Below are 12525 nucleotides of genomic sequence, written 5' to 3'. Positions count from 1 at the left end.
CTTATAATCCTTTTACTACTTAAACCAGCTGATAACATGACTACTTACTCTTCCATTTTCTTTGTATTAGGAGAGGTCGGGCTTTTGCGTCTTAATTGGGTATCACTAATTAAGCTTCGTAGCGCTTGAAACTGCTTAATAATGGGAGAAAGGTCAATATCACAGTACCTACACCAAACCTGAAAGTGATCCCAAGGTATACGGCTTACACCATTTTCATAGTTTTCGTAGGTTTGGCGGCTAATACCCACAAGGTCAGCCATTTGCTGCGTGGTTTTTTGGGCAGCAAGGCGCATTCTTCTAAGGTCGTCACCGTTATATTTAAAATAGGGATTGCCCACCAATTTAGTCCTTTCTTGCATGGGGAGTCTGCTCAGTGCCACCCAAGTTATTTTTATGTGTAATCTTTGTTAATTTGTAATTGTAATCAATAAAAATGTTTCTGCAAGAGGAAATTTAATTAGTAAGATCTGAAAGTGGCGCTCAGAAATACACTTATACTTTTCACTTTATTTTCATCATTTTAATAGAAAAGTTGGTTCGACAAGATTTTTTAGCGAGGCTTTTGTTACTGTAGTGTGAAATGAAACAAGGGTAACAACTGACTGAGGGTGATATGGATTATCTACGTCAATATAACGACTTAAATATTCTCTATGAAGCACTTAAAAAATCGAGTCGCGGAGAGGTTGAGATAGCTGAGACGACCACTAAGTGGTTTTCTCTTGTAGAGAGTACTTTATTTGAGCTTCAGGAGCTGGCGTATATGGAAAAGGCGTATATGCAAAAGTCGCGAACCATGAATAATCTCATCGAACTGGTGTATGCCAGTGTTCCTGCCACTGAGTAGGGTAAATAAAAGAAATAAAATTGTATGTTTTGCAGTGGTAAGAGTGCCAATCAAGCTCAATTAAGTATTGGCACTCTTTTTTAGTGATTTATATGACTTTTAGAGCTCAAATGGCGCGACGCCTTTGGCTTCCATCATATAACCTGTTTGCGCGATGTCGCCCTTCCAAGTAGAAACCTTAATCGTGCCACTGACTGTGATTGCATCATATAGGCTTTCAATCGGAACACCGCCTTTGATTTTGACATGAACAATTTGATTTGGCGGCGGAGGCGGCACGTGGATGCAAGCGCCAAAGTAGGGAACCAACAAAAATTCGGTGATCACTTCACTGTCACCTTCAAGTGGTACAACAAAGCCGGGTAAGCTGACTAGTTGGCCGTCTAACTCTTTGACGACTGGGGCGTCTAAGTCAGGTTGCACCCAATTTTGCTCGGCGCCATCATGGCTTGCTGCGTCTTGATTGCTGATCTGGACATGTCCTTTTGGAATTAAATCTTCCCAGAATATCTCTTTAGGTGGTGCCGCATTTGCAATACCACTGAATACCATCGCAGTGATGAATGCAATGAAGTAAAAAACGTGAGTTCGTGCGGTTAACTGCATCTTGATCCTCTTAGGTTTTAATTTGCATGCCATCGGCAAGCGAGTAAAAATAAGCACGGGCGGCAGGAATGGCGCCGATCAAAGTACCTGCACCTATAATAACGCTTAGTAGCGTGAGTTCATAGGTTGAGAGCGCTGAGATACTTAGGACTACGCCAAATTGACTTTGTAGGCCGGATTGGGCAGCAATGAGCAAGGTATAAAAAAGCGCTACACCGAAAGCACATCCTAACACGGTAATAAAAATTGCTTCGCTAATGAGAAGTGTAAAAATATGCCAAGGCCGCGCACCAACGGAGCGTAGGATAGCAAGTTCTCGGCGCCTTTGATTCAGCGTGGCGAGCAATGAGGTTAGCATGCCAAGCAAGCTTATCAACACCACCGCGAGGGTGATAAGCAGCAGGATTTTTTCGACAATATCTAGCATTTCCCACAATTCCCTCAATGTCACCCCCGGCATAATTGCCAGTAAAGGCTCACCTTTATACTGATTAATGTTTCTGCGTACCTGTAGGGTATAAAGTGGTGACTCAAAACCAAGTAAAAATGCAGTGATTTGCTTTGTCGAGCCAATTAAATCACCGGGTTTGGAGTCGAGGTTGTGAAGTAGAGCGCTATTGTTTTTACTGTCATGCTCATGCTCATGCTCATGCTCATGCTCATGCTCATGCTCATGCTCGTGGTGCGTTGCATCCTGCTTTCGTGCAACCATTCGAGATGGCTTGCTATGCATGCTCTCGATGGCACTTAACGGCACATGTAATGTTTTATCTACGGGCGTTCCCGTGGCTGCCAAAATGCCAGAAATAACCAGCGGATTGTCATCATGATGATGGAAACTGGTATTGCCCATGCCATGAGAAATGACGATTTTTTGTCCCAGTTGATAACCCAGCTTTTTTGCGACCATAGCCCCAAGCACCACTTCTTGGCCATTGTGAAATGGTCGACCAGCGGCAAAGGTGAGATGCTGTTTTTTAGCGTATTGATAATGGCTGAAGTAACTTGCATCTGTGCCCAGCACAGCAAAGCCTTTGTGGCTATCGCCTAAACTAATGGGAATGCTCCACGCAACACCGCGTTGTGCCTTGATATACTCGTAACTTTGCCATTGTACGGCATTATTGGCATGACCAATTCTAAATACGCTTGAAAGCAATAGCTGAATATCACCAGTACGTGCGCCGACAATCAGGTCTGTGCCAGAAATAGTGTTCGCGAAGCTGGATTTTGCGTCTTGACGTACACGCTCAACTGACAGCAGTAACATGACACTAATTGCAATGGTCACTAGAGTTAGGGCGACGCTAGCTTTTCGGTTTAGCGTACTTTTCCACGCAAGTTTGATTAGCATAGCGGTGCTCCTTGTTGTAAATCAGGCAAGCTTATTTGCCTATCAAATAACGAGGCTAAACTTTTATCGTGACTGACAAAGAGAATAGATGCACTGTAAACCGCGGCTTGGCTAAAGAGTAATTTAATAAATCCATCACGGCTGTCGGCATCGAGGGCTGAGGTTGGCTCATCGGCAATAATGATTTCGGGCCTGCCAATAAATGCGCGAGCGGCGGCTACGCGCTGCTGTTGGCCAATACTTAACTCCGCGACACTGCGCTGCTGAGTGTGCTCGTCTATACCAAGATCAGAGAGCAGAAGTTTGGCCTCCTGCTCAAGCGATTTATTCTGTGAGGAAATGTTTTGCCTGCGCTTTTTGGAAAATTCGCAGCCAAGGGTAACGTTTTCAACTGGCGACAAATAGGGCAATAAATTAAAGTTCTGAAAAATAGTACCTATATGGTCGGCTCTAAACTTATCTCGTTGGCCACGGCTCAGTGCGCTCGCGTTTGTACCTGCAATTTCAATTTCTCCCTGCTGGCAATCCAAGGTGCCGGCAATCAATCCAAGCAAAGTCGATTTACCGCTGCCGCTTGGACCATGTAAAAACACGTGTTCACCCCGGGCGATGTGTAGCTTAGGTATGGTTAGCACCGGGGTGCTCGACTTAGGCCATGTAAACTGTAATTGAGATATCGTAAGCATAACGCCTCAACGCTGGCAAATAATGTTGTGATGGTATAACAATAATGACTAAAGCAAAACTAAGTTAAGCTCAACAACAAGCGTGTAAGTTAAATTGTGATTTTTGTTCAGCTCGACTATTATAGCGACCCTAACCCCCTCATTATTTTGTGCCCTTTAGCAAGGCGCATCCTGTCATTGGAGTAACAATGAGTAGCTACAAAGTTTTAGACGTTAATGACGATCTTCCAATTCGCACTAAAGGTGCGGTTCACAGTGGTAAAGTACGTTCAGTTTATTGGTTAACCGACGCCGACAGTGCACGTTTAATTGAAGAAAAAGGCTATCAAGTCCCGGTTGGTACAGAGCTGGCAATTATGGTCATTTCAGACCGTATTTCAGCGTTTGATTGTATTTGGCAAGGTGAAAATGGTCTTAACGGTGTACCGGGTAAGGGCATTGCGCTTAACAGCGTTGCTTCACATTGGTTTTCACTTTTTGATAAAGCTGGTCTTGCAGGTAATCACATTGTTGATATTCCACATCCTTATGTTTGGATTGTGCGTAAAGCCAGTACGGTAAGAGTTGAAGCGATTGCGCGTCAATATATTACCGGCAGCATGTGGCGCGATTACGCAAAGGGCGTAAGGGAGTTTTGTGGCTTGCAATTACCAGAAGGTTTAGAGGCCAATCAAAAACTAGATAATGTCTTAATCACGCCATCAACCAAAGGGATCATCAAAGGTTTAGCAGACGTACCAGAAGTGGATGACGTAAACATCTCTCGTAAAAACATCGAAGATAACCTTGCAGCGTTCAACTTTAAATCTGCGGCAGATGTGGATAAGTACGAGCAGTTGCTAACCGAGGGTTTTGCCCTAATTAGTAAAGAGCTTGAGAAGCTTGATCAGATCTTTGTTGATACTAAATTTGAGTTTGGTTACGTTGAAGATAAAGACGGCCAAGAGCGCCTAATTTACATTGATGAAGTCGGTACGCCTGACTCGTCACGTATTTGGGATGGCCCTGCTTATCGCGATGGTAAGATCGTTGAAAACTCAAAAGAAGGTTTCCGCCAGCTATTGATAAACAATGTACCAGATAGCGATGTGCTGCTGAATAAAGATCGCATGCCTGAGCGAGAAGCGCTTGCTCGCGATTATCTTTTGCCAGAAGCTGTGATGATGTCGGTAAGCGAAACTTACGTTGGGATCGCAAGTAAAATCGTTGGTCGTGAACTAACGATCCCTGCGGATCCTCGCCAAGAAGTTATTGATATTCTTGATAAGCAGTACGGTTTAATAGATTAATTATTTTTCAATTGCCCTGATAGACAAGTTTATTAGGGCAATTTCCTCAATTCACTTGCTTTTCATTGCAAGGTCTCTTTTACTTAACCTAATTGTTGCAAAAAATAGAGTCAGATATGCGAACGTCTGTTCTACTCCTACTAAGTTTTTGTTTTTTATTCCTTTTAGATTCAAGCTGCGCAAATGCTGGGCAATTAACAGTGCTAGATGGCAGCGGCAAGCCCTTGCAGCACGCCGTTGTTGAATTGACGGACGAGCCTGTTGAGTCAGCAGCAAAAGCAGTGGCGGTTATGGATCAAATCAATAAACAGTTTGTTCCTTTCATCCTCACGATTCAAAAAGGACAATTGGTTAATTTTCCCAATAGCGATGATATCCGTCATCACGTTTATTCGTTTTCTGCGGTAAAACCTTTTGAGCTAAAGCTATACGCTGGCACGCCAAATCAACCGCTTAAGTTTGAAAACGCTGGTGTAGTGGTGTTAGGTTGTAACATTCACGACTCTATGGTGGGCTATATTTACATTGCAGATGACAAGCAAGTATTGGTATCTGATGCGAATGGACTGGTAACTTTGCCGAATTCTACGAAACAAGTAACGGTATGGCATCCTTATCAAGATAATGACATAGATAGTCGGCAAACCGTGCAAATAGTGAACACTATGGAGCCGATGTCCGTAACAATAAAAACAACTTATCCAGCGCCGCGTAATACCTTTGGCGAGCGCTTTGGACAACATGAATGAATAACAGCTTTAAAAATAAAATAATTAGTCTCTGTATTTTGCTGATCCTTGTCACGGCGGGGATGAGCTTGGCAAGTTTTTGGTGGTCCACAAGTAAATTCAATGAAGCGCAAGTGCAAAGAAAAATTCAAGTGGCACAAAATGTTTATCAACAATATTTAAAAGCGCGAGAGCAGCTATTGGTTACCGCGGCGACTGTACTGACCGCTGACTTTGGCTTTAAACAGGCGGTCGCGACAAGAGACGCACAAACCATCAGTAGTGTGTTGCTTAATCACTCTCGCCGTATTGATGCCGACTTAATGCTGCTGCTGGATGTGAAAGGCGACCTGATCTCCGCTAACAGAGAAGGACTCGACTTCCCGAGCGACACCAGAACTTGGATGCAAGCGTTGCAAAGCCACACCGACCACTCAGCTTTTGTGGTGCTTAGTGAGCAGTTGTATCAAGTGATTATTTTGCCTGTGCGAGCACCTAGGACGATTGCATACTCAATTATTGGCTTTGAGGTTGGATCTGCTGTGGCGCTAGAACTCAAAGAGCTGACAGGAATGGAAACAAGCTTTGTTGGTGCCGCTGATAACCTAAAAGCAAGCTCGCTGACTGCTCTTGCACTCGGTGGTGATTTATTTACTTTCTTAGCGGCGCAAAAAACGACACGGTGGCTTAGCCAGTATCCGGTATATGAAAGTGCTGAGGTGAGCTTACCTTCTCTTGAAAGTAACCCGGTGAGTTTGGTACTCAGTGCGGATTTAACTACTCAGTATCAAGAATTCGATAAAATGGTGTTGACCATTATTTTACTCTCCCTCGGTACTATCCTTATTGGTTTTATCACCAGTGGTATTGTTGCCAAGAATCTTACGACACCGCTTAGTAAGCTTACTGAGTTGGCAAAACGCTTTGCTAAAGGGGATTACTCAGCCAAACTGGAAGAGGCTCGACCGACCCAAGAAATTTGCCAGCTTGTTGACGCTTTTAATGATATGGGCGAAGACATTCAACAGCGTGAAGAGCAGATCCGTTTTCAAGCCAGTCATGACCATTTAACTGGGTTTTTTAATCGTAATGCGGCTTTGGATAAACTACATAGTATGCTCAGCAGTGGTGCAGAGTATTACTTTATTGCCATAGACATAAAGGGATTACGCCATATTAATGACAAGCTCGGCCCTCGGGTAGGGGATGATTGTATTAAGGCCGTGGCGAAACGGATAGCGGAGATCAATACAGCAGAAGGCGGATTGAATGTGAGGCTTGGCGGCGATGAGTTCTTAGTTGCACATCAAGCGAGTGCGTGTGCCGATCCGCAAAGTGCTGTGCTCGGTATTGTTGAATGCGCTGAGATGCTAAATCAAGGTCTGAGCAAGCCCTACACTGTGCAGGGGTTAGATATTTCGCTTCACTTTAGTATCGGCGTAGTGCATTACCCCAAACAAGCGCATACTCCCGAGGATGTTGTTCGCCGGGCTTTGATAGCAGTTGATACTGCAGCGCACGATGGTCATGATGTTTACTACTACCAATCTGGTGAAGATGAAGCCCACCTAGAGCGCCTGCAAATTATTGATGAACTAAAACACGCTATTGCCAACGACGATGGTCAGCTTTTTATGACCTACCAACCAAAGCTAAATATGAAAACCAATCGTATTGATAAGGTTGAGTCTCTTATTCGTTGGCAACGTAAAAATGGCGAATGGGTGTCGCCCGAACTATTTATCGATCTTGCCGAGCAATCAGGTTTGATTGTTGAGTTAACTCAGTGGGTAGTAAAAACCGTGGTGTCACAAGTTGCTAATTGGGTACGCCAAGGTGAACGCATCAAGGCGGCTATTAATGTATCGGCACAAGACATTGCAGATAAAAACTTCTTGTCTCATCTTAAGACGCTACTAGACACATATAACGTCAAACCTGAGTTGATCACCATAGAGCTTACTGAGCGAGACATGATTGAGAATGAGGAAAAAGGCATTGCGGTTCTCCAAGCGCTCAAACAGCTTGGCGTGCAGGTCTCTCTTGATGATTATGGTGTGGGTCAAACCTCCCTTGGTCGATTAAAAATGTTACCTATTGATGAGCTGAAGCTCGACAAGGTATTTATTTTAAAGCTCGCACAATCGGAAAAAGACCAGTTTATTGTGCGCTCCACCATCACGCTTGGTCACCAACTTGGTTTTAGCGTGGTCGCGGAAGGGGTTGAAGACAAAGCATCGCTTGAGCTACTTGAGTCAATGCAGTGTGATTATGCACAAGGTTACTATCTAAGTAAGCCACTCAAAGCCGCAGACTTTGACCTGTGGCTGGGGAGATATAATGAAGTGGGCTAATGTTTTTGCCGCATGCTTAATAGTATGCGGACCAACTTACGCCGCAACAGGAAAGTTACTAGCGACTCCCGGGGTGTCACAGGTTGAGGGAAGTGCCGGTGGCGGTATTGTGCCATGGGCGCAGCTTGCCGGATATGCTTCGGAAGATGAATGGTCGGCGAGCGGGTTTTGTAGCCGAGCTAGCCTAAAAGACTACCAGCTCGATGTGTGTGGCGTTCAAGCCAACTTATTCAATCGCGTAGAGTTAAGTTTCGCTCGACAAAACTTCGATGTGGATGCGCTTAATCTTGATATTGAGCAAGATATTGTCGGTGCTAAGGTGCGGCTATATGGCGATATCGTCTACAGTAAATATCCACAATTGAGCTTTGGTATTCAGCATAAGTCCTTGGATGATGCAACGGTTGCCAATTTACTTGGCGCTGAAGAAGACTCAGGAACGGATTATTACTTAGCTGCAAGCAAACTGCATTTGGGTGCTGTAGGCGGTTATAACTGGTTCTGGAATATTACGATGAGGCACTCTAGAGCTAATCAACTTGGCATACTAGGTTATGGTGGGGCTAACGACAGTGCGCCTTGGCAACTAGAAGCCAGCAGCGCAGTATTTTTATCTAGGCATTGGGCTGTCGGTGCAGAATACCGCCAAAAATCCAATAACCTTGGACTTGGTGAATCAGATTGGAAAGATGTATTTGTCGCTTGGATCCCGAATAAGTCAGTAAGTGTGACGGCGGCATGGCTAGACCTTGGAAAAATCGCAGGGCAACCTTCTCAAACGGGTTGGTATCTATCTGTTACGGGGTACTTTTAAATGAAATGGCTATCACTAACGGCAATCTTGCTTTTCCTCGTGGCGTGTAGTGCTTCAACTCCACAAACCACCCTGTATGAGCAAATAGGGGGTAACGCCGGCGCAGAAAAGCTAGTAGACGCGTTTATTAAACAGATTGGCAATGATGACGTTATTTTACCGTATTTTAGAGAGTCCAATGTTAGGCACTTTCGTGAAGGGTTTATCACTCATCTGTGCGATACCTTAGATGGCCCTTGTGATTATGAAGGTGATAGCATGGTGCAGATCCACACCGGCATGGCTATTAGTGAGTCTGACTTTAATCGAGTGGTTGATCTCTTGATCAACGCAATGAATGAGGTTGGGATTGCTCACTCTCTACAAAATCAAGTTCTGGCCCGTCTAGCACCGATGCGAAGTGAGATAATCAAATTATAATCAATAGCTACAATTTTTAACTTTATTTACATTAAATTATCATGTTTTGAGTCGTAAAATTCCTAGGTATCAAATTGGTACTACACATTTATATATAAAAGGAGTTTTACATGAAGTTTAAATCTATCATGCTTATGTGCTCACTGGGCGTTAGCATATCTACTTTTGCGGCAGAGCAAATTGATTCAACTGTTAATTTAGCTGGTACAGGTTCGAATTACGATTTCCGTATAGGACTACAAGCTCTAGATGATCGTGGCAGAGACCCTGGTGCTGTAGAGTATACTAAGTATCTTTCTGCAGGTTCTAATGTTCAGTCTGATTGGGCTGTTGATCGAGATGCATATGACCCCGATGCATTACGTTTACACTTATCTGTACTTAACCAGATCCCGACAAACCGTGATTTCCGATTAGCTATCCAAGCTGCAGACCGAGGCGGCCGAGGTGATTTTGGATACTGGCAATACACTCCTTGGGCGAGTGAAGGTGGTGGTTGGTCTGGTATGGCATTTGATACAAACCGATTCGACCCTGATGCTTTTCGCATTCGCATTGAAACCAGAGCTTGGAACAGTAGCCGCTCTTTAAGCGATTTTCGTATCGGCTTGCGAGTATCTGATAGGGGGGGGCGAGAAGTTGGGAACTCGACGTTCACTCCATGGGCTTCCAATGGTGGTGGCTGGACTGATTTAGCGACAGATAATGACGCTTATGACTTTGATGGTTTTGAAGTAAACCTAGAAGTCAGACAGTACTAACAACACCGTATAACCAAGTTGTTTCGCAGAAGTGACTTGGTTATAACGTTTTCACACTTCTTTAAAAGCCAATCAAGTAAACGCCCAAAAGCGTCATATCGTTGTAAGAAAATCAATGAATGCTACAATCACATTCTACCTTCGGTACTTATAGTTCATAAGATTAGAAGGTGCTGTTGATACTTCATATAGTGTTTACACATAAACTTATTAACGAATGAAGAGAGCCAAGTTGAAAAAAGTTATCACATTTGGAACCTTTGATGTATTTCACGTTGGTCATGTCAATATTTTAGAGCGAGCGAAAGCACTGGGTGATTATCTCATTGTGGGGATCTCGTCGGATGAACTTAACTTTTCGAAAAAAGGTAGAAATCCAATATACTCAATAGCAGAACGCCTAAAAATCATTAGCTCATTGCGATTTGTGGATGAGGTGTTTGTGGAAGAATCTCTGGAGCTAAAAGCGCAATATATCAAAGACTTTGATGCGGATGTTCTGGTGATGGGTGATGATTGGAAAGGTAAGTTCGATATATATAAAGATATCTGTGATGTGGTTTATTTAGAGCGCACTCCATCAATTTCAACAACGGAAATAATAGAGGTCGTACGCAGACCCGAAGGAAAGTAATAGCATGAAGCATGTGGTCGATAGGGAATGGCTCTTTGCAAACCTTGGCAAAGTGAAAGTATTGGATGCTGGTATTGTGAAACCGGGTCAGTCAGGCCCTTATAACGCTCCTGCAATCATTCAAGGCGCGCTGCGTTTTGATATTAGTGGTGCGCTAGCTAATCCCTATGCTACATCACCCAATATGTGCTGCAGTCCAGCTCAATTTCAAGCAGAAATGCGACAGCTTGGTATCAACCAACATGATGTGTTAGTCGCTTACGATGATAAGGGCATGTTTAGCGCTGCCAGAGCTTGGTATATGCTCAAAATGATGGGTCATAAACAAGTGTATGTACTGGATGGCGGATTACCTGCTTGGTGTGAAAAACAATACCCTTTGAGTCAAGCATACGCGCAAGTCCAACAAGCAGGAAACTTTGTCGCTGCATATGACGAAACAGCATTTGTCGATAAAGCGGCTGTGCTTAGTAATATTGATGCTGAACTGAGTGATCTATTTGATGCTAGAGGTGCAAAGCGCTTTACTGGTGAAGAGCAAGAACCTCGTGTAGATATGCGCAGCGGTCATGTACCTAAAAGTAAAAACCTACCATATACGAGTTTGCTAAATGCTGATGGCTGCTTTAAACCACTCACCGAGCTTGAAGTGCTGTATAGCGACTTATCAAAGGACAAAACTAAGCCTCTGATATTCTCTTGTGGCTCAGGTGTTACAGCTTGTATTTTAGCGCTGGTGGCTGACGAGCTAGGTTATGAACATTTGACGGTATATGACGGCTCGTGGAGTGAATGGGGCGCTGATCCCGATGTGCCCGTTGAGACAAATTAATCCACTATTTAATGTGAAAAAGGTGCCAATGGCACCTTTTTCATTTGCGAAGCGAGCTATTTTCTCGCTTCAAAATAGATCACTTATGATAAGCAAGGCACGCTTCAACTTCGTGCTTTGAACCTAAGATAACACCAACGCGTTGATGTATTTCTTCAGGTTGAATATCCAAAATGCGTTCACGACCAGTGTGGGCAATACCGCCTGCTTGCTCGATAAGCATCGCCATTGGATTGGCTTCGTAAAGTAGGCGAAGTTTAAATGGCTTGTTTGGATCTTTACGATCTTCTGGATAAGTGAATAGTCCGCCACGGCATAATACGCGGTGAACATCGCCAACCATTGCCGCTATCCAGCGCATATTGAAGTTTTTACCACGCGGTCCGGTTTCACCTTCAAGTAAATCGGCAATGTAGTTTTGCATTGCTGGGGTCCAGTGGCGTTGGTTTGAAGCGTTGATGGCAAACTCTTTGGTGTCTTCAGGAATGGCAGCAAAGTCTTGCGTGAGTAGGAAGCTACCGTGTGTTTTGTCTAGGGTAAACAAGCGAGTTCCTTTGCCTGTTGATAGCGCTAACATGGTTGATGGGCCATATAACACATAGCCCGCTGCTACTTGTTTATGACCTGGCTGCATAAAGATTGCAGGATCGCTAGGATCGGAACCTTCAGGGGCTTCCATAATAGAGAAAATAGTACCAACTAGTGAGTTAATGTCAGTATTGGATGAACCATCCAACGGATCGAAAGCGACAATATAGTTCGCTTTTGGATTGCCGGCGACGGTGTAATCTTCTTCTTCAGAAGCGATGGCTTTGACATAGCCAGATTCAAGCAAAATATCTTTCAATAGCTGGTTTGAAAGTACATCGAGCTTCTTTTGCGTTTCACCTTGAATGTTCTCATCTAAGGTTGAACCTAATACACCTGAAAGTGCACCTTGGCCAACACGGAACGATATTTCTTTACATGCCGCGAGAATGGTTCTGATTAGAGAAACCAACTCACGAGAACAACCATCTTCAATTAACACCGGAGGGAGTCTACGCATTTTTTAAATCCTGATCACCTTGTGTTTATGGCAATAAATAGTGTGAGAGGTGCCATAAACAGCGCTGTAATTCGTCTTGAAAGACTGTAAATTGTATACGATTTCATATACAACTGGGGTTAAGCCTCAAAACCATAAATAACAAAGAG

At 43.9% G+C, this 12525-nt stretch carries 14 protein-coding genes; 9 read left to right on the top strand and 5 right to left on the bottom strand.

The annotated features are described in order from the left end of the window. Positions 1-44: 44 nt before the first annotated feature. Positions 45-362, bottom strand: coding sequence for a helix-turn-helix transcriptional regulator (locus DS891_RS17230; RefSeq protein WP_174170471.1), 318 nt, complete (start codon positions 360-362; stop codon positions 45-47). A 254-nt stretch (positions 363-616) separates the two neighbouring features. Here DS891_RS17230 and DS891_RS17225 point away from each other — a divergent pair, with 254 nt between their 5' ends. Further along, entirely contained in the window at positions 617-850 is a 234-nt protein-coding gene (locus DS891_RS17225) for a hypothetical protein (protein ID WP_010374281.1), read from the top strand. Positions 851-949: 99 nt separating this feature from the next. On the opposite strand, the gene DS891_RS17220 is transcribed toward DS891_RS17225, so the two are convergent. The 3 genes from DS891_RS17220 to DS891_RS17210 are packed head-to-tail and all read right to left on the bottom strand — an operon-like array spanning position 950 to position 3496. Next, a complete protein-coding gene (locus tag DS891_RS17220) occupies positions 950-1456 on the bottom strand; it encodes a DUF3299 domain-containing protein (protein WP_010605860.1) in 507 nt (168 codons plus the stop codon). A 10-nt stretch (positions 1457-1466) separates the two neighbouring features. After that, the gene (locus DS891_RS17215; RefSeq protein ID WP_174170470.1) at positions 1467-2810 is read right to left on the bottom strand and encodes an FtsX-like permease family protein; all 1344 of its coding nucleotides are present in this window, start codon (positions 2808-2810) and stop codon (positions 1467-1469) included. Beyond that, positions 2804-3496, bottom strand: coding sequence for an ABC transporter ATP-binding protein (locus tag DS891_RS17210; RefSeq protein ID WP_174170469.1), 693 nt, complete (start codon positions 3494-3496; stop codon positions 2804-2806). Before DS891_RS17210 ends, DS891_RS17215 begins: the two co-directional genes overlap by 7 nt. 188 nt (positions 3497-3684) lie before the next feature. On the opposite strand from DS891_RS17210, the gene DS891_RS17205 reads away from it, so the two are divergent. The 8 genes from DS891_RS17205 to DS891_RS17170 all read left to right on the top strand — a co-directional run bounded on the left by DS891_RS17205 (position 3685) and on the right by DS891_RS17170 (position 11328). Beyond that, positions 3685-4785, top strand: a complete 1101-nt coding sequence (locus tag DS891_RS17205) for a phosphoribosylaminoimidazolesuccinocarboxamide synthase (protein WP_017218410.1) — start codon at positions 3685-3687, stop codon at positions 4783-4785. A 116-nt stretch (positions 4786-4901) separates the two neighbouring features. Then, positions 4902-5534, top strand: a complete 633-nt coding sequence (locus DS891_RS17200) for a methylamine utilization protein (protein WP_174170468.1) — start codon at positions 4902-4904, stop codon at positions 5532-5534. Further along, the gene (locus tag DS891_RS17195; RefSeq protein ID WP_010605855.1) at positions 5531-7867 is read left to right on the top strand and encodes a bifunctional diguanylate cyclase/phosphodiesterase; all 2337 of its coding nucleotides are present in this window, start codon (positions 5531-5533) and stop codon (positions 7865-7867) included. Before DS891_RS17200 ends, DS891_RS17195 begins: the two co-directional genes overlap by 4 nt. Next, on the top strand, positions 7854-8681 hold the full coding sequence (locus tag DS891_RS17190; RefSeq protein ID WP_102056042.1) for a DUF3034 family protein: 828 nt from the start codon (positions 7854-7856) through the stop codon (positions 8679-8681). Before DS891_RS17195 ends, DS891_RS17190 begins: the two co-directional genes overlap by 14 nt. Next, positions 8682-9101 (top strand): group 1 truncated hemoglobin, encoded by a 420-nt coding sequence (locus DS891_RS17185; protein WP_010605853.1) that lies wholly within the window; start codon positions 8682-8684, stop codon positions 9099-9101. Between the two features lie 110 nt (positions 9102-9211). Next, positions 9212-9862, top strand: a complete 651-nt coding sequence (locus DS891_RS17180) for a hypothetical protein (RefSeq protein WP_174170467.1) — start codon at positions 9212-9214, stop codon at positions 9860-9862. A 232-nt stretch (positions 9863-10094) separates the two neighbouring features. Then, positions 10095-10496 (top strand): adenylyltransferase/cytidyltransferase family protein, encoded by a 402-nt coding sequence (locus tag DS891_RS17175; RefSeq protein ID WP_174170466.1) that lies wholly within the window; start codon positions 10095-10097, stop codon positions 10494-10496. A gap of 4 nt (positions 10497-10500) precedes the next feature. Then, complete coding sequence (locus tag DS891_RS17170) at positions 10501-11328, top strand: sulfurtransferase (RefSeq protein ID WP_174170465.1); 828 nt, start codon at positions 10501-10503, stop codon at positions 11326-11328. Between the two features lie 79 nt (positions 11329-11407). On the opposite strand, the gene DS891_RS17165 is transcribed toward DS891_RS17170, so the two are convergent. Next, the gene (locus DS891_RS17165; protein WP_010374260.1) at positions 11408-12376 is read right to left on the bottom strand and encodes a class 1 fructose-bisphosphatase; all 969 of its coding nucleotides are present in this window, start codon (positions 12374-12376) and stop codon (positions 11408-11410) included. Positions 12377-12525 lie beyond the last annotated feature (149 nt).

Source organism: Pseudoalteromonas sp. JC28, assembly GCF_013319255.1.
Classification (GTDB): Bacteria; Pseudomonadota; Gammaproteobacteria; order Enterobacterales; family Alteromonadaceae; genus Pseudoalteromonas.
This window is presented reverse-complemented; position numbering and strand designations above follow the sequence as displayed.

Coding starts and splice junctions, on each gene's coding strand:
- DS891_RS17165 (WP_010374260.1), bottom strand. CDS start 12,376: ATGCGTAGACTCCCTCCGGTGTTAATTGAAGATGGTTGTTCTCGTGAG.
- DS891_RS17185 (WP_010605853.1), top strand. CDS start 8,682: ATGAAATGGCTATCACTAACGGCAATCTTGCTTTTCCTCGTGGCGTGT.
- DS891_RS17180 (WP_174170467.1), top strand. CDS start 9,212: ATGAAGTTTAAATCTATCATGCTTATGTGCTCACTGGGCGTTAGCATA.
- DS891_RS17195 (WP_010605855.1), top strand. CDS start 5,531: ATGAATAACAGCTTTAAAAATAAAATAATTAGTCTCTGTATTTTGCTG.
- DS891_RS17200 (WP_174170468.1), top strand. CDS start 4,902: ATGCGAACGTCTGTTCTACTCCTACTAAGTTTTTGTTTTTTATTCCTT.
- DS891_RS17225 (WP_010374281.1), top strand. CDS start 617: ATGGATTATCTACGTCAATATAACGACTTAAATATTCTCTATGAAGCA.
- DS891_RS17210 (WP_174170469.1), bottom strand. CDS start 3,496: ATGCTTACGATATCTCAATTACAGTTTACATGGCCTAAGTCGAGCACC.
- DS891_RS17170 (WP_174170465.1), top strand. CDS start 10,501: ATGAAGCATGTGGTCGATAGGGAATGGCTCTTTGCAAACCTTGGCAAA.
- DS891_RS17215 (WP_174170470.1), bottom strand. CDS start 2,810: ATGCTAATCAAACTTGCGTGGAAAAGTACGCTAAACCGAAAAGCTAGC.
- DS891_RS17190 (WP_102056042.1), top strand. CDS start 7,854: ATGAAGTGGGCTAATGTTTTTGCCGCATGCTTAATAGTATGCGGACCA.
- DS891_RS17205 (WP_017218410.1), top strand. CDS start 3,685: ATGAGTAGCTACAAAGTTTTAGACGTTAATGACGATCTTCCAATTCGC.
- DS891_RS17230 (WP_174170471.1), bottom strand. CDS start 362: ATGCAAGAAAGGACTAAATTGGTGGGCAATCCCTATTTTAAATATAAC.
- DS891_RS17220 (WP_010605860.1), bottom strand. CDS start 1,456: ATGCAGTTAACCGCACGAACTCACGTTTTTTACTTCATTGCATTCATC.